The 17,144-nt window shown below is 72.1% G+C and carries 12 protein-coding genes; 4 read left to right on the top strand and 8 right to left on the bottom strand.

Annotated features, from left to right (window positions below; genetic code table 11):
* The 5 genes from AOK01_RS33935 to AOK01_RS33915 form a co-directional block, all read right to left on the bottom strand.
* On the bottom strand, positions 1-863 hold an 863-nt coding region (locus AOK01_RS33935; protein WP_055518485.1), incomplete at its 3' end, for a 5-oxoprolinase subunit C family protein.
* Positions 863-1,501, bottom strand: a complete 639-nt coding sequence (locus tag AOK01_RS33930; RefSeq protein ID WP_055518484.1) for a 5-oxoprolinase subunit B family protein — start codon at positions 1,499-1,501, stop codon at positions 863-865. The genes AOK01_RS33930 and AOK01_RS33935, both read right to left, overlap by 1 nt.
* Positions 1,498-2,256 (bottom strand): LamB/YcsF family protein, encoded by a 759-nt coding sequence (locus AOK01_RS33925; RefSeq protein WP_055518483.1) that lies wholly within the window; start codon positions 2,254-2,256, stop codon positions 1,498-1,500. The genes AOK01_RS33930 and AOK01_RS33925 overlap by 4 nt, the downstream gene beginning before the upstream one ends.
* Before the next feature lie 18 nt (positions 2,257-2,274).
* Positions 2,275-3,132, bottom strand: coding sequence for a putative hydro-lyase (locus AOK01_RS33920; RefSeq protein WP_055518482.1), 858 nt, complete (start codon positions 3,130-3,132; stop codon positions 2,275-2,277).
* The gene (locus AOK01_RS33915; RefSeq protein ID WP_055518481.1) at positions 3,129-4,448 is read right to left on the bottom strand and encodes an MFS transporter; all 1,320 of its coding nucleotides are present in this window, start codon (positions 4,446-4,448) and stop codon (positions 3,129-3,131) included. The genes AOK01_RS33920 and AOK01_RS33915 overlap by 4 nt, the downstream gene beginning before the upstream one ends.
* A 211-nt stretch (positions 4,449-4,659) precedes the next feature.
* Between AOK01_RS33915 and AOK01_RS33910 the strand changes: the two genes are divergently transcribed.
* From AOK01_RS33910 to AOK01_RS33895, 4 genes are all read left to right on the top strand, one after another.
* Complete coding sequence (locus AOK01_RS33910; protein WP_055518477.1) at positions 4,660-5,352, top strand: GntR family transcriptional regulator; 693 nt, start codon at positions 4,660-4,662, stop codon at positions 5,350-5,352.
* Positions 5,353-5,542: 190 nt separating this feature from the next.
* A complete protein-coding gene (locus tag AOK01_RS33905) occupies positions 5,543-7,069 on the top strand; it encodes a hypothetical protein (RefSeq protein WP_055518475.1) in 1,527 nt (508 codons plus the stop codon).
* Between the two features lie 154 nt (positions 7,070-7,223).
* Positions 7,224-8,102, top strand: coding sequence for a hypothetical protein (locus AOK01_RS33900; RefSeq protein WP_055518473.1), 879 nt, complete (start codon positions 7,224-7,226; stop codon positions 8,100-8,102).
* Positions 8,103-8,188: 86 nt separating this feature from the next.
* On the top strand, positions 8,189-12,961 hold the full coding sequence (locus AOK01_RS33895; RefSeq protein WP_055518471.1) for a hypothetical protein: 4,773 nt from the start codon (positions 8,189-8,191) through the stop codon (positions 12,959-12,961).
* 78 nt (positions 12,962-13,039) lie between these two features.
* Here the strand turns inward: AOK01_RS33895 and AOK01_RS33890 are convergent, their stop codons facing one another.
* The 3 genes from AOK01_RS33890 to AOK01_RS33880 form a co-directional block, all read right to left on the bottom strand.
* On the bottom strand, positions 13,040-14,611 hold the full coding sequence (locus AOK01_RS33890) for a GMC family oxidoreductase (protein WP_055518469.1): 1,572 nt from the start codon (positions 14,609-14,611) through the stop codon (positions 13,040-13,042).
* On the bottom strand, positions 14,608-16,167 hold the full coding sequence (locus AOK01_RS33885) for an APC family permease (RefSeq protein WP_055518467.1): 1,560 nt from the start codon (positions 16,165-16,167) through the stop codon (positions 14,608-14,610). Before AOK01_RS33885 ends, AOK01_RS33890 begins: the two co-directional genes overlap by 4 nt.
* 285 nt (positions 16,168-16,452) lie before the next feature.
* A partial coding sequence (locus AOK01_RS33880; protein WP_281181474.1) for an RHO alpha subunit C-terminal catalytic domain-containing protein occupies positions 16,453-17,144 on the bottom strand: 692 nt, incomplete at its 5' end.

Here is a 17,144-nt window from a genome sequence, read left to right as displayed (position 1 = left end):
GGGTGTACCGGGGTGAATCTCAGCGGGGTTCCCGGGGTGGCCTGGGCTGTTTTGGGGAGGTCCTTGGGGTGGACCACCGCGATCACCGGGTAGCCGCCGGTGGTCGGGTGGTCGGCGAGGAACACCACGGGGCTGCCGTCCGGGGGCACCTGGACCGCGCCGAGGACCATGCCCTCGCTCGGCAGCTCGCCCCCCGTCGCCCGCTCCAGCGCGGGACCTTGCGTGCGCAGGCCGATGCGGTTGCTCGCCGAGGACACCCGATAGGTGTGCGTGGTGAAGGTACGAAGGGCCGTCGCCGTGAACCAGTCGTCGCGCGGGCCGAGCATCACACGCAGGACCAGTTCGGTCGGAGGGGCCGGCTGCGCGGCGACGTCCACGCGTGCGTGGTGGCCGCTCGGGCGCCCCAGGGGAAGCACCATTCCGTTGGCGAGGGGTGGTGGGCCCAGGCCCGACAGCAGGTCCGTCGACCGGCTGCCCAGCACCGGCTCGACGGCCACGCCGCCGGACACGGCCACGTAGGCGCGTACTCCGGAGACCGCCGTCCCCACGGACAGCAGTGCCCCGGCGGGTACGTGGACCGGGGCGCCCCAGGCGGCCGGGCGGCCGTCCACGGAGACGGGACACGGGGCGCCTCCCACGGCCAGCGTGACCGCCGAACGCGGCCGCAGGTCGCATCCGTCGAGCGTCGTTTCCAGGAGGGCCGCCTCGGGCGGATTGCCGACGAGCCGGTTCATCAGGGCCGCGGCGGGCGCGTCCAGCGCGCCGGAGCGCGGCACGCCGAGGTGCGCGTGGCCCGGGCGGCCCCGGTCCTGCACCGTGGTCAGCGCCCCGGCCCGTACGACGGCGAGTGCGCGGTCCGTCATCAGGAGTCCACCGCGACGTCCACCGGGACGTCCACCGGGACGAAGCGGACCGGCGTGCCCGGGGACAGCAGCGCGGCCGGCACGCGCGCGTGGTCCCACAGGACGGCGTCCGTCGTGCCGATCAGCCGCCAGCCGCCCGGCGAAGAGCGCGGGTACACGCCCGTGTACGGGCCCGCGAGACCCACGGAACCCGCCGGGACGGTCGTACGGGGCGTGTCGTGCCGGGGCACGCCGTACCGGGCCGGGAGCCCGGTGAGGTAGCCGAAGCCGGGAGCGAACCCGCAGAAGGCGACCCGGAACTCGGCCGCCGCGTGGATCCGCGCCACCTCACCCGGGGACACGCCCCAGCGCTCGGCGACGTCCGCCAGATCGGGGCCGTCGTAGCGCACCGGGATCTCCACGGCCTCCTTCGTGGGCGGCGGGACGGGCGGGAGCCGCGCGACGGACAACTGCGCGGCCAGCCGGGCGGGCTCGTCGAGGCCGTCGAGGAGGACCGTGCGGGCGGCGGGCACGATCTCGCGGACGGCGAGGGAACCCTCCGCGCGGCGGCGGAGCAGTTCGGCGTGCAGGGCCTGTGCCTCCTCGTCCGTGGACACTTCGACGAGCAGGGCACGGTCGCCGACCGGCAGTGCCCTCATACGAACGCCTCCACGTGAACGCCCGCCTCCTCAAGACCCGCGCGGACCCGGCGGGCCAGGTCCACCGCGCCGGGCGTGTCGCCGTGCAGGCACAGGGACCGGGCCCGTACCGCGATGTCACGCCCGGAGCGAGACCTGACGACACCGGAACGGGCGAGATCCACCGAGCGTTCCACGACGGCGCCGGCATCGGTGATCACCGCACCCTTCAAGCGGCGTGGCATGAGCCTGCCCGCCTCGGTGTACGCGCGGTCCGCGAACGCCTCCGTGACGACCGGCAGGCCCACCGCGGCGGCCACGACGAGGAACCGCGAGTCGGGCAGGCCGAGCACGGGCAGCGTGGAGTCGGCCAGGAGCACCCCTGCCGCGACCGCCTCGGCCTGCTCCGCGTCGTGCACGACGCGGTTGTAGAGCGCGCCGTGCGGTTTGACGTACGCCACGCGCGCGCCCGCCGCGCGCGCGAAGACCTCCAGGGCACCGATCTGGTACGCCACTTCGGCCGCCAGCTCGTCGGGTGGCACGTCCATCGCGCGCCGCCCGAAGCCCGCCAGGTCCCGGTAGGAGACCTGGGCGCCGATCCGTACACCGCGCTCGGCGGCGAGGTCGCACACCCGTCGCATGGTCGGGGCGTCCCCGGCGTGGAAGCCGCAGGCCACATTGGCGCTGGTGACGACGGACAGCAGCTGTTCGTCGTCGGTCAGGCTCCAGCGGCCGAAGCCCTCGCCGAGATCGGCGTTGAGATCGATCGAGGTCATGACATGTCCGTTCTCGGGTCAGCCGACACGGTACTGCTCGTCACGGGCGTCGGTGACGAACATCTGGCCCGGCGCGTGGGTGATCGCGAACGGCGGCCGTGAGGCCATCACCGCGGCCTGCGGCGTCACACCGCAGGCCCAGAACACCGGGATGTCGTCCGGCTCGGTGTCCACCGGGTCGCCGAAGTCGGGGCGGCCCAGGTCCTCGATGCCGAGGGCGCCCGGGTCACCGCAGTACACCGGGCTGCCGTGCACCGCGGGCAGCAGGCTGGTCTCCCTGATCGCCACGGGCAGGTGCTCGGGCGGCACCGGACGCATGGACACCACCATGGGCCCGTGCAGCCGCCCCGCGGGACGGCACTGGCGGTCGGTCACGTACATGGAGACGTTGCGCCCCTGCTCGATGTGGCGCATCGGTACGCCCGCCTCGGTCAGCGCCCACTCGAAGGTGAAGCTGCAGCCGATGAGGAACGACACGAGGTCGTCGCGCCAGTGCGCCACCACGTCCGTGGGCTCCTCCACCAGCTCGCCGTGCTCCCACACCCGGTAGCGCGGCAGATCGGTGCGCAGATCGGCGTCACCGGCCAGGACGGTCGTCCAGGAACCGGCGTCGGTGACGTCCAGCACCGGGCAGGGCTTCGGGTTGCGCTGGCAGAACAGCAACATGTCGTACGCCCAGTCGGCCGGCACCGAGACCAGGTTCGCCTGGGTGTGGCCCGCCGCGCAGCCCGCGGTGGGACCCGACACGCCCGAACGGAACCGGGACCGTGCCTCTGCCGGGCTCCACGCGTGCGCGTGGTCGTCGAGAAGGTTGAGCGGGCGGTGCCGCGTACCCGGAGTACCGGGGGTGCCGGGGGTACTCGATGACCGGTTCACAGGAGTTCCTTCCCACGGGTCTCGGGCAGACCGATCAGGGCCAGTGCCGCGAGGCCGTATCCGATCGCGCCGAAGACCAGCGCGCCCCCGACGCCCCAGCTGTCGGCCAGGAAGCCGACCACCGTCGGGAAGACCGCGCCCACGGCACGGCCGGTGTTGTACGTGAAGCCCTGCCCCGTGCCGCGTACGGCCGTCGGGTACAGCTCGCTGAGGAACGAGCCGAAGCCGCTGAAGATCGCCGACATACAGAACCCGAGCGGGAAACCGAGCACCAGGACAAGGGAGTTGGCGCCGCTCGGAATGTTCGCGTAGGCCAGGATGCAGATCGCCGAGAGGACCGCGAAGAGCAGGATGTTGCGCTTGCGGCCCAGTTTGTCGGTGAGATGGCCGCCGGTCAGGTAGCCGAGGAAGGCCCCCGAGATCAGGAACGTGAGATAGCCGCCGGTGCCCACCACGGACAGTCCGCGGTCCGACTTCAGGTAGGTCGGGACCCAGGTGGCCAGTGTGTAGTAGCCGCCCTGGACGCCCGTGGAGAGCAGGACCGCGAAGACCGTCGTCTTCAGCAGCCCTGGCTCGGTGGCCGTGCCCGGCTTGAAGATCGCGGTGAACGAACCCTTCTGGGGGCTCTCCTTGCGGCGTTCGGCCGCCTCCGGGGCGTCCTGCACCCGACGGCGCACCCAGACGACCAGCAGGGCCGGCAGCGCCCCGGTCCAGAACATGACGCGCCAGGCGATGTCGTCGTCGAGGAACTGGAAGACCAGCGTGTAGACGAGCACGGCGAGTCCCCAGCCGACGGCCCAGGCGCTCTGGACCGCACCGAGCGTGCGGCCCCGGTGCCTGGGGCTCGCGTACTCGGCGACCAGGATCGCGCCGACCGCCCACTCGCCGCCGAAGCCGAGACCCTGGAGCGCCCGGAAGACCAGCAGCGTCTCGTAGTTGGGCGCGAAACCGCAGGCCACGGTGAAGACCGCGTACATGACGACGGTGATCATCAGCGCCTTGACGCGCCCGATCCGGTCCGCGACGACACCCGCGGCAGCGCCGCCGATCGCGGACACGACGAGCGTGACGGTCGTGAACAGCCCGGTCTGCCCGCTGTTGAGACCGAAGTACGCCGCCAGGGCCACCATGCTCAGCGGCAGCGTGAAGTAGTCGTACGAGTCCAGGCCATAGCCGCCGAACGCGCCGCCGAAGGCGCGGCGGCCCTGTGGCCCGAGGGCCCGCAGCCAGGCGAACGCGCCCTCGTCCGGGGCGGATTCACCCGCTCCGGGGGGCGTCTTGGTGGGCAGGGCCTGCGGTGGAGGGGTCGTGCTCATGGGCACCTCGCAGATGAGGGACGGAGGGTGCTTGGGGACTGAGCCGTGCCGATGCGTGCTGATCGGTGATGAGTGATGTCGAGTTGTGCCGTGCGGAAGCCTTCGGCTCCGGGGGTGAGCGGCCGGTGCCTGATAAGCAAGGTAGAGGATCGTTCAACGATCCTTCAATACCCGTGTTGTTTCGTTCTTGTATCTGCGATTGAATTCGGGCGTGGCCGAACTGAACGGACTGGCGGACGACCGCGCGCTGCTGGGTCGCACCAGCACCGCCGAGCGGGTCTCGGACATCCTCAGGAGCCGGATCGCCGAGGGGTACTTCCCGCCCGGCGCGCGCCTGTCCGAGGACAGCATCGGCAGCGCGCTCGGCGTCTCGCGCAACACCCTGCGCGAGGCGTTCCGGCTGCTCACGCACGAACGGCTGCTGGTCCACCAGCTCAACCGGGGCGTGTTCGTGCGGGTCCTGACCGTCGAGGACGTCGAGGACATCTACCGCACCCGCGGCCTCGTCGAATGCGCCGTCGTCCGCGGACTCGGCGAGCCGCCGTACGCGGTGGACGGGCTCGCCGAGGCGGTCGCGGACGGGCGGCGGTCGACCCACGAGAGCGACTGGAAGGGCCTGGGCACGGCCAACATCCACTTCCACCGGGAGCTGGTGGCGCTCGCCGGCAGCGCCCGCACCGACGAGCTGATGCGCAGCGTCTTCGCCGAACTCCGGCTCGCCTTCCATCTCGTGGACGACCCGAAGCGCCTGCACGAGCCCTATCTGGCCCGCAACGGCCAGATCCTCCAGGCCCTGCAGAACGGCGACCGCGAGGCGGCGGAGAGCCTGCTCGCGGTCTACTTGGACGACTCCCGCAGAAGGGTCACAGAGGTGTACGGCCACCGGGTCGCGGAGGACGGCTGAGGGGGCCAACCCCCCGACGCGGGGCGCCCCGTCAGGGGCGCGGGGAACTGCGCGACCAGCCACGGACGGCCCGCGGCCGAAGGGCGGCCGGTGGGGCATCACGCCACCTCCGACCGGCCGGCGGCCGTCCCCACCGCAGCCGGCGGAGCGTTTTGGGTGGTTGTCAGACCCAGGACCTAGTCTGTGCACCGTGACATCGCCCGTATCGACGGACACCGTTCCGCCCCAGCTCAGCTCAGCGCAGCGTCCCGCACAGGGCCCGGCCGCCGACGAGGGCCTGGCGCGGCGGCTCCGTGCGCTCGCCTGCACCGCGCCCCTGCACGACCTCGACGTACGCAAGGCGAACCTCGCGGGCGAGTACTCGGTGTACGGGATGGCGGAGGTGGCCCTCGCAGCCATCGACCTCATCACCCTGAACATGGACTTCGACACGGGCGCCGACCACGACCAGATAGTGGCCAGGCTCATCCCGCGCATCGCCGCCCAGGCCCCCCGGCGCCCCGTCGCCGAACATGAACGGGTGGCCCGCTGGGTCCTGGAGAACCTGATCAACGTCGGCAGCGTCGACCGCGGCTTCCGGGCCGTGTACGGCACCTTCGCGCCCGACGGTTCGTACGTGCGCCGCGACTACGACTTCAAGCTGATCGAGGAAGTGCCGGGCCACGGCGGGAGCGTCTACCTCCGTACGACGGACGAAGCGGTCAACGTCCTGGTGGGCGCCCTCGACACCGACGTCACCAGCGCGCAGATCGCCGCCGAGGTCAAGCTGGAGGTTCTGATCAGCCGGGGCCGTCTCGCGGACGCCCAGCTCGCCGCCGAGCAGGCCCGCTACCGGACCGTGCAGTACTCGGAGACCCTGCGCAGGGCACTGGACGCCACCAGGCGCAACGTCCGGGCGGTGGACTGGCTGCAGGCCGTGCCGGACATGATCGCCGAGGCCCTCGACCACGTGGCCGACCGCTACCGTCACGAGAACGCGATCCTCACCAACATCCGCAAGGCGCGGGACGAGTCGGAGGACCCCGAGCAGAAGCGCCGGGCCGCCGAGCTCGTCGAGATCGTCAAGGACTGCATCCGGCGCCACACGCAGTTGCAGTCCCGGCTCCTGGAGGCCGGGCCGCTGTTCCGCGCAGAGCAGGACCGGCAGGCCTTCGCGACCCCGATGACGACCTCGGGGATCGACCTCTACGGCCATCTCGTCGCCCCGGTGCTGCCGCTGCCCCTGGAGCAGTCGCTGCGGGTGACCGACGCCTTCTTCGCGCGCGGGACGGGGTTTCGGACCCCCGCGTCCGTCCGGGTCGGGGATCTGGTCGACCTGCTGCTGACACCGCCGATGGAGCGGGAGCACCTGGGCGCCGAGATGCCCGAACCGGACCTGATCGCCACGCCGGACGACAGCCGGTTCAGCGAGGAGCAGCTCGCCGTCGCCATGGACCTGCTCGACCTGCCGGCCGACGCGCCGCGCCGGCTGTCGGGGCTGCTCGCGGACGCCCGCCGGCAGGACCCCGAACTGCCCTACCTGGTCGCCCTGCTGGCGGTGCACGCGGCCAGTCCGCCGGTCGGTACCGCCTATCGGCAGGGCGAGGAGCGGTTGTTGTTCGCCGTGGACGACGGGGTCGAGCTGGACGATCCGGAGTTCGGCGGGGCGGACCTCATAGTCGGTATGGCTCTGCTGGATGTCGCAGGGATGGCGGCCGGCCGCACGGAGGCCGCGTGAGCACGCCGTTGGGAAGGGCGGGGGGTTGCGGGTGGGTCGTGACCCGCGGGCCGTCCGTGGCTTGTCGCGCAGTTCCCCGCGCCCCTGAGGGGGCGCCTGACCTGGGTCTCGTTATGTACGGGGATCGTGTTTTCCGCAGCAAGGAGTGTCAGTCGTGAGTGACCATGTCGAGTGGAGTGAGCCGGAGGCGGTCGCCTCGCCGGTGAGTGCCGCCGTCACACCCGCCGACACCGCCGACGCCGCGCGGCTCGTGGCCTTCGGACTGCAGCCCAAACTGCAGCCCGCGCGGGACCAGGAGTACGCCGAACTGCTGCGGCGCTACCGCGAGGACCCGCCCTTCGCGCGGCTCGCCGACGCCGTGGCCACCGGGCTCGGACTCGTCGTGCTGGAGGTGTCCCCGCGGGCCGGAATGGCGGTGACCGCCGCAGAGGACTCGGTGTTCGCCGTGCGCATGGGTGACTACGCGCGGCGGGCATCCGCCGACTCGGGCGACCGGTTCCTGCACGGGCTCGCCCATCTCGCCGTCGCCGCGCTGGCCTTCCCGAGGCCCGAGGACCTCGCGGACGACGGATACATCGGGCGGGTGTCGGTCAACGGCGTCGACGCGTTCGTACGACAGGCATGCCGGCGCCTGGAGGAGCGGGCCGAGGAGCAGGGGGAGAACACCGACCCGGCGACGGACGCGCCGGGCCTGGAGACCGCCTGGCGGATCTGGGCGCGGCGCAGCTCCGCCGGGGCCACCAAGGACGCACGGAGACTGGCAGGTTCGACCACCGGCATCGTAGGCAAGGCCGCCGCGTTCCTCACCGACTCCGGCTTCCTCCAGCGCACCGGGGACGACGCCGGAGGGACGTACCGGACGACCGCCCGCTACCAGCTCCAGGTCCGGGACATGGCGGGCAGCGCCGCCCTGGCCGAGCTGCTGGAGCTGGGCGTCGTGCCGGTGACCGACGGCACCGCGAGCCTGCTGCCCGCCGACGGCACCGACGATCTGGAGCTGGCCGCCGACGCCGGGCTGCCGTTCCACTCGTAACCGACCGAACCGACCGAATCACCCATCCGCCGACCACCGACCACCGACCGCCTCAACTCCCTTCACGACTACGAGAGTCCGCCGCCATGTACGAGCTGTCCCGGGTCCGCCTCTACTCCATCGGGCCTGCCGGCGCGCGCTACGCCGACACCGTGCTGGACCTGCGCGGAGTCGGCGGGCCCGTGCCCGACCCCGCGCCCACGCAGGCGGAGTTCTTCGCGGAGGAGCCCGTCGGCCCGCCGCGCCGCCCCGCACCAGCCGGTGTGCTCTTCCTGGAGAACGGCGGCGGCAAGTCCGTACTGCTCAAGCTGATCTTCTCCGTGATGCTGCCCGGCCACCGGAACACCTTGGGCGGCGCCAGCTCCGGAGTGCTGCGCAAGTTCCTGCTCGCGGACGACTGCGGACACGTGGCGCTGGAGTGGCAGCACACGCTCACCGGCGAACTCGTCGTGGTCGGCAAGGTCAGCGAGTGGCGCGGACGGCAGGTCTCCAACGACCCGCGGAAGTTCGCCGAGGCCTGGTACTCCTTCCGGCCGGGACCCGGGCTGAGCCTGGACAACCTGCCGGTCGCCGAGGCCACCGCGGTGCGGCCGTCCGTCGAGGGCGTGTCGGGCGCGCAGGGCAGGCGGCGCACCATGAAGGGCTTCCGGGACGCGTTCACCGAGGCGGGCAAGGCGTACCCGCACCTTGAGGCGCACTGGGAGGAGATCCACGACCGGTGGATCGAACACCTCGGTGACCTGGGCCTGGACCCCGAACTCTTCCGCTACCAGCGCGAGATGAACGCCGACGAGGGCGAGGCCGCCGGCCTCTTCGCCGTCAAGAAGGACTCCGACTTCACCGACCTGCTGCTGCGCGCGGTCACGGACACCCGGGACACCGACGGCCTCGCCGATCTGGTGGGCGGATTCGGCAACAAGCTGGGGCGCCGGGCCGAACTCATCGCCGAGCGGGAGTTCACCGCCGGATCCGTGGAACTGCTCGGCCGGATCGTCGAGGCGGCCGGCGCGCGCTCCCACGCGCGGGAGATCCACCTGGCCGCCGAGCGGCGTACGCGCACGCTGGCCCGGCGGCTCTCCGCGCGCGCCGGGCTGGAGCGGGGCCGCACCGGCGACCTCGCCCAGCAGGTCACCACCGCCGCGCACCGGGTCACCGAGGCCGAGGACGCCAGGGGGCGCAGCGCACTCATCGCGGCCGAACTGGCCTACCGGCACGCCTCGCTGGCGCTCGCCGGGGCCGAGAAGGGAGCGGCCGCGCAGAAGCGGGAACTCGCCGACGCGCGCACGCTGCACTCCGCGTGGCAGGCGGCGGAAGCCGTGCTGCGGCACCGCGCGGCGGCCGACCGCTCCACGCGCGTGGCAGCCGCGATCCGCGAGGCCGAGCGGGACGCCGCCCCCGCCCTCGCCGCACGTGCCCGCGCCGCCGTCGATCTCGTACGCGCCCTGCACGCGGCGGCCGAAGGCGCCGAGTCGGTCGCCAACGAGCAGGAGGAGCGGTCCGCTTCGCTGCAGGAAGTCGGTGAGGCCGCCCACCGGGACGCGACGTCCGCCGCCACCGAGGCGCAGCGCGCCCGCAGCGAGGTCGGCCATCTGCGCCAGCGCCTCGGCGAGGTCGAACAGGAGACCGCCGAGGCGGTACGGGCCGGCTGGCTCGACGACACCGCCCCCGACGCCGACCCGGCCCGCGCCGCGCTCGCCGCCAGTGACGCCGAGAAGACCGCCGTCGCCGCGTGGGACACCGCACGCGAGGCGTCCCGGCGTACCGCGGACCACGCCCGCGAGGCCGCGTCCACCGAGTCCCGCGCCGAACTCACGGCGGCCCGCGCGGCCGACGCCTCGACGGCGGCCGAGCGCGCGTACGACGCCGAACGACGCATCGCGGAGGCACTGGCGGGGGAGGAGCGGCTGGCCGAGCTGCTCAGCCTGCCGGGCGCCTCGGCCGGCTCGGGCGGTCCTGGAAAATCCGGGCGCCCGTCGTTGCCGCGGCCCCGCCACGCGGCCGGCCCGGCGGAAACGGCTGACGGCAAGGACGGAAAGGGCGGCAGGGACAGCAAAGACGGCAGAGACGGCAGGGGCGGCACAGACGGCCAGGGTGCTCCGGGGGCGGGAGGTGGTGGCGAGGACTCCGCGGCCGACGGCCCCCTCACTCCCCAGGAGCTGGACCACTACGCCGACGAACTCCGGACACTCCTCGACGGCACCGTCACCTCCGCCGAACGACAGCTCTTCGAGTTGCGGACCGCCGCGGCCGACGACGCCCGGATCCTCGGCGCCCTCGGCGACGGCGGACTGCTGCCGCCAGGACCCGACGTCCTGGCCACCGTGGAGTACCTGGGCGAGCACGGCATCCCCGCCCTTCCCGGCTGGCGCTACCTCGCACAGGCCGTCGACCCCGTGGACCACGCGCGCGTGCTGGCCGCCCGGCCCGAACTGGTCGACGGCGTGATCATCACGGACCCGGACACGCACGCCCGCGCGCGGGACGCCCTCACCGACGCCGCACTGCTCCCGCGCTCCGCCGTGGCCGTGGGTACGGCCGCCGCGCTGCTCGCCCCGACCCCCGCTCCCGACGCGGGCGAAGGAGGCCGGGGCGACGTCTTCCTCGTACCGCCGAACCCGGCCATGCACGACGAGCACGCCGCCGACGAGGAACGGCAGGCGCTGCGCACGCGCGCGGCCGAACGGGACGACGAGATCCGCGAGCTGGCGGCCCGGCTCGCCAAGGACCGGGAGCTCGCCGCGCGGCTCGCCTCCTGGCGCACGGGCTGCCCGGCGGGCCGGCTCACCGAGCTCGCCACGGCGGCCGGTGACGCGCGCACGTTCGCCGAGGAGGCCGAGGCCGACCTCGCCGAGGCGCGAGCCGTCCGGACCGAGGCCGACGAGGCGGCGGCCGAGGCGGCCCTCGTACGGGACGAGCGGCAGGAAGCCGCACAGCGGGCCCGGCGCGGCGCCGACGCGCTCGCCGGACTCGCCCACCGGCTGCGCGAGCGCGCCGGCTGGCAGGTCAGACTGCGTGAACTCGCGGACGACGCGGCCGAGTCGGAGGCCCGCGCCCAGGCCTGCCTGGAGCGGGCCCGCGCCGCCGACGAGGACCGGCGAGGCACCCAGCGCGCCGCCGACGACGCCCGCCGCACGGCCCGTGCGCTGCGCGCCGAGCGCGCGGAGATCGCGGGCGCCCCCGACGACCTGCCCGACGAGGAGTCGGGCGCCGCGAAGCCGTCGCTGCCCGCGCTCCGCGAGGCCTACCGGGCCGCCTCCCAGCTGTACGAGAAGGTCGGGGTCGGCGCCGACCTGCGCGCCGAGCAGGCCCGGGCGGAGAGCGACGAGAGCACGGCGCTCACGGAGCTGAACCGGCTGACCAACAAGGTGCGTACGCGTGCCGCCCAGCTCCTGGAGTCCACCGACGGCTCCGACGTCCCGTCCCGGCAGGCCGCCTCGGCCCGGGCCGAGGAACTGGTCCAGCTCCTGGAAGGCCGGGTGTCGACCGCGAGCGAACAGCTCGGCCGGCTGCGCGGCGAGGCGGAGAGGCACGCGCCCGAGGACGGCGACGCCCACACCGAGCTGCCCGAGGACCTCGTGCCGCGCGACGCGGAGCACGCACAGAGCCTGCTCCGCACCGCCACGGGCGAACTCGCCACCCGTACCGAGGCGTTGCGCCAGGCGCGCGCGGCGCACGCCGAGCTGCTCGACACCCACCGCGCCGCCGAGGACGCGGCCGGCGGCTTCGACGAAACGGCAGCCCTGCTCCGGGACCTCCTCAGAGAGCACGCGGACGACGAGCAGGAGGAGACCGAGCCGTACCCCGGCACGCTCGAAGAGGCCAGGCAGTCCGCCGCCGAGACCCGCCGCTCCCTGCGCGGTTGCGCGGCCGATCTCTCCGCCGCCGAGGCGGCCGTGCGCGAGGCGAGCGACATTCTCGTACGGCACGCCAACTCCACGCGGTACGAGCAGGTCCGCACCCCCGCGCGGCAGCAGATCCGGGAGCTGCCCGCGTCCGCCCTGCCCGAGAACGCGCAGAAATGGGCGGACGCCTTCGCGCCCCGGCTGCGCGTCCTCACCGACGAGCTGGCGCAGCTGGAGCGCAACCGCGACTCGATCGTGGACCGGCTGCGCGGTCTTGTCGAGTCCGCGCTCGCCACGCTCAGGTCGGCCCAGCGGCTGTCCCGCCTCCCCGAAGGGCTGGGGGAGTGGTCAGGGCAGGAGTTCCTCCGTATCCGCTTCGAGGAGCCCGACCAGACCACGCTCGCCGAGCGGCTCGGCGAGGTCGTCGACGACGCGACCAGGTCGGCGGTCAAGAAGAACTCCGACCTGCGCCGCGACGGGATGTCCCTGCTGCTCAGAGCGGTCGGCGCGGCCCTGCAGCCGAAGGGCGTCGCCGTCGAGATCCTCAAGCCCGACGCCGTACTGCGCGCCGAGCGCGTCCCCGTCGGGCAGATGGGCGACGTGTTCTCCGGCGGCCAGCTGCTCACCGCGGCGATCGCGCTCTACTGCACGATGGCGGCCCTGCGTTCGAACGACCGCGGCCGTGACAAGCACCGGCACGCCGGCACGCTGTTCCTCGACAACCCCATCGGGCGCGCCAACGCCACGTACCTGCTGGAGTTGCAACGAGCCGTGTCCGACGCGCTGGGCGTCCAGCTCCTCTACACCACAGGCCTGTTCGACACGACCGCGCTCGCCGAGTTCCCGCTGGTCATCCGCCTGCGCAACGACGCGGACCTGCGCGCGGGCCTCAAGTACATCAGCGTGGAGGAACATCTCAGGCCGGGCCTCCCGAGGGAGGTTCCGGCAGGGGAGGCGGCGCACACGGAGATCACGGCGACGAGGATGTACAAGCGCCCGGCACAGAGCGCCCCGTAAGGGGCCTTTCAGGGGCGCGGGGAACTGCGCGACAAGCCACAACGGACCCGCAGCTCCCCACAACCCCTCAAGCGACCCTCAATCCCGGCCCTCTGCCAAGAGATCCGCGCACTTCTCACCGATCATCATCGTCGTGATGCACGGATTGACGCTGACAAGATCCGGCATCACCGACCCGTCCGCGACCCGCAGCCCGCCGACCCCCTTGACCCGCAACCGCGGGTCGAGCGGGGCGGAGTCATCCCCCTCCGCGCCCATCTTCACCGTGCACGAAGGGTGATAGACGGTGTTGTGCGTCTTCTGGATGTAGTCGAGCAGTTCCTCGTCCGTCCCGACATCCGGCCCCGGGGCCAGCTCGGCCCCGGCCCACCCGCTCAGCGCGGGCTGCGCGGCGATCCGCCGGGCCAGCTTCAGCCCGTACGTCATCACGCGCGCGTCGTGCTCGTGCGTGAAGTACCGCGGATCGACCCGGGGCTTGTCCCGGTAGTCGCGCGTCCGCAGCCGCACCGTGCCGCGCGACTTCGCGCGCGTGACGTTCGGCGTGAGACAGAACGCGTTCTCGGAGGTCGGATAGCCCCACCGCGCGGTGTTCATGTCGAACGGCACCGAGCCGTAGTGGAACATCAGGTCGGGCCGGTCCAGGCCCGGTTCGGTGTCGTAGAAGATGCCCGCCTCCCACCACTGGCTCGACGTGGTGGTCATGGGCTGCCGCGCCTCCCACATGATGACGCCCTCGGGATGGTCCTGGAGGTTCTCGCCCACGCCGGCCGAGTCCACCACCACGTCGACGCCCACCTCGCGCAGATGCCCGGCGGGCCCGATGCCCGACAGCATCAGCAGCTTCGCGCTGTCGATCGAGCCGCAGGACACGATCACCTCGCGCCTGGCCCGTACCGTCCGGGTGTGGATCAGGTCCGGGTCCAGGTACTCGGCGCCCACGCAGCGCCGCCCGTCGAGCACGAGCTTCTTGGCCCGGACCCCGGTACGGACGTCGAGGTTCGGCCGCTTGCCGAGGATCGGGTGCAGATACGCGACCGACGAGGACTGCCGGATGTTGTTCTCGTCGGAGTTGATCTGGAACCAGTTGGCGCCCCGGACGACCGTCCTGCCCGTGTTGAACGGCGTCGTGGGAATGCCCGCCTGGGCACAGGCCTCCAACAGGGCAGTGCCGCAGGGGTCGTCGCTCTTGAGCGTACGCAGCTTCACCGGGCCGGTGCGGCCGTGGTGCTCGCCGGGAGCGTCGTTGTTCTCCAGCCGCCGGTAGAGCGGGAAGAGATCGGCGGAACTCCATCCCGTGCACCCGGCGGCGGCCCAGTCGTCCAGGTCCTGCGCCGGTGCCCAGAAGGCGATGCAGGAGTTGTGGGAGGAGCAGCCGCCGAGCACCTTGGCGCGGGCGTGCCGCATGAAACTGTTGCCGCTGGCCTGCGGTTCGACCGGGTAGTCCCAGTCGTAGCCCGACTCAAGGAGCCCCATCCAGCGCTCCAGCTTCATGACGTCGTCGTCGCCGACGTCACTGGGTCCCGCCTCCAGGACGCACACCGTGACGGACGGGTCCTCGGAGAGCCGGGCGGCGACCACGTTGCCGGCGGTGCCCCCGCCCACCACGACGTAGTCGAACTCGTCGAAGTCGTCGAACTCGTTGTCGCTCATGCGGAGTCGACCTCCTTGGCCGGCGTGCCGGCGGATACGTACCGGTGCTCCGCGAGCACGCCGGTGCGGTGCCGCTGCACGAACCAGTAGTAGACGAAACCGCCCCCCATCACGACGCCGACGAACAGGACGGCACCCCAGCGCAGATACCAGTGGTACGGGGCGGCGGCATTGTAGACCGCGGCGCGCGGCCAGATCAGGTTGAGCATCATGGCCGCGCCCCACACCACAGCGACGATGTTGACGAGCAGCCCCCAGCGGCCGAGCGAGAACTTGCCGTCGCCCGCGGGCTGCCACCTGCCGCGCAGCCTGGCCACCAGCATGGGCCCGGTGACCAGCAGATACGCGAGGTAGATCAGGATGATGCCGATACTGGTGACCACGGTGAAGATCTGCGGCTGACGGATGTTGACCACGAGGATCGCCAGCGCGAGGACGCCGATGATCACCGCGGGCAGGATCGGGGTCTGGAAACGCGGGTGGACCTTGGCCAGCTTGGAGGAGACGGGCAGGTTGTTGTCGCGGGCCATCGCGAAGGCCAGCCGGATCGCCGCCGTGTGCACGGCGAGGGCGCACACGGTGACCGCGATGAACACGCACCACAGCATGGCCTTGCCCGCGTCCTCACCGAGCACGTTGAGGACGACGTACTGCAGGCCGTCCGTGGACAACTCCTCGCCCTTCAGGCTGGACACGCTCATCAGCGCGAGCAGCAGGACGAGTCCGCCGAGGACGAACGAGGCGACGATGGCCCGGATGATGGCGCGCGGCGCGTTGCGCGACGGGTCGAGTGACTCCTCGCCGAGCGAGGCGGCCGTGTCGAAGCCGTACATCACGTACGCGGACGCCAGCGAGGCGACCAGGAACGCGCCGAAGTAGCCGCCGGGCTGGCCCGTTCCCGTGCCGTTGGTCTCCAGGACGACGCCCGGTCCACGGGTGATGTGCACGGCGAACAGCACGATCAGTACGACGGTCGCGATCAGCTCGATGAAGACGCCCGCCGTGTTGATCCTCGCCATCAGCTTCACGCCGAGGGCGTTCACCAGGGTGGTGAAGACGATGAGTACGGAGGCCAGCAGTACGGCGTTGGTGGCGACGTCGTACTTGCCGGTGCCGTCGCCCACGAACTGGAAGACGGAGGAGATCTGCGGGAGCGTCAGCTGGTAGGCGAGGGCCACGGCCGCGATCGACACGATCGAGGCGATCAGCATCGTCCAGCCCGCCAGCCAGCCTATGTGTGGATTGCCCACCTTCTTGGCCCAGTTGTAGACGGAGCCCGCCACGGGATAGCGGGCGGCGAGTTCCGCGAAGCAGAGCGCGACCATGAACTGGCCGACGAAGACCATGGGCCAGGACCACCAGTAGGCGGGTCCGCCGCTGCCGTAACCGAAGTAGAAGAGTTGGAAGGTACCGGTGAGGATGGAGATGTAGCTGATGCCGGCGGCGAAGGTGTGGAAGTTGCCGAGCGTGCGTTTCAGCTCGGGCTTGTAACCGAACTCGGCGAGTTCCGAGTCGTCCTGACCGTGTTGCTCCGGTGGTTGCTCGGTGGTGGTCATGAGCGGCCTCCTGGGGAAGGGGAGTTCTCCCGGACGGGAGGGGAGTGCGGCTCGTGCGGGGTGGTGAGGGGTGCGCGGGTGCTGGACAACGGGACGCGCCGGCGGACGCTGGATGCGTACGCCGGTCGTCGCGGTCTGGATCTTATGGTGCCGAGCGCCGGATTCCACGGTGAAGTGCGGCGGATTCTGCGGCGGTTCTCGCGGTGATCGCTGTGGCGATCCGCGAGACCGGCAGGTCCGAGCTCCCGTCGGACCCGGGGCGAGCCGCCGGCCGGACGGCGGAGGTCACGGGCGCGCTTCCCCTGCGGGCTCGCCTGCGGGCTCGCCCGCGCGCCCGTCCGGGTGCCGTCGATGCGGAGATCCGCCGTCCACGCGTCCCAGCATTCCTGTGAGCCACTCGTGGAAGATCCCGATGTGGTGCTCCGTGGGAACCAGTACCCCGCCCCGCCGGTAGGCGCGGGACGCCATCGCGGGCTGCGTACGCTCACAGGCCGCGAAGTCCTGTGCGTTGACCCGGTGGAAGAGCTCCACGGACTTCGACACGTCGGCGCCCGACTCGACGACCTCGGGCGCGTAGAGCCAGTCGCACTCCACGATCGTCCGGTCCTCGGCGAGGGGGAACATGCGGTGCAGGATGACATGGTCGGGGACGAGATTGATGAACACAGTGGGTTTGACCGTTATCGCATAGTAACGACGGTCCTGGTCCTCCGTGACCTCGGGCAGCCTGCCGAATCCCGCGCTGCCGTCGACCGTGAAGCCCTTGACCTCCTCACCGAACCCGGCGCCGTGGCCCACGTAGTACTGGGCGGCGTAGCCGTCGGCGAACTCCGGCAGTACCTCGGTGAGTTCGGGGTGGATCGTCGCGCAGTGGTAGCACTCCATGAAGTTCTCGACGATCAGCTTCCAGTTCGCCCGCACGTCGTAGGTGATGCGTTTCCCGAGGGCGAGGTTCTCCGTGCCGTAGTGCTCGACGG

The organism is Streptomyces aurantiacus (genome assembly GCF_001418335.1).
In the GTDB taxonomy this organism is placed as follows: Bacteria; Actinomycetota; Actinomycetes; order Streptomycetales; family Streptomycetaceae; genus Streptomyces; species Streptomyces aurantiacus.
The sequence above is the reverse complement of the archived record's forward strand: the minus strand, read 5'-3'. Positions and strand labels throughout refer to the sequence as shown.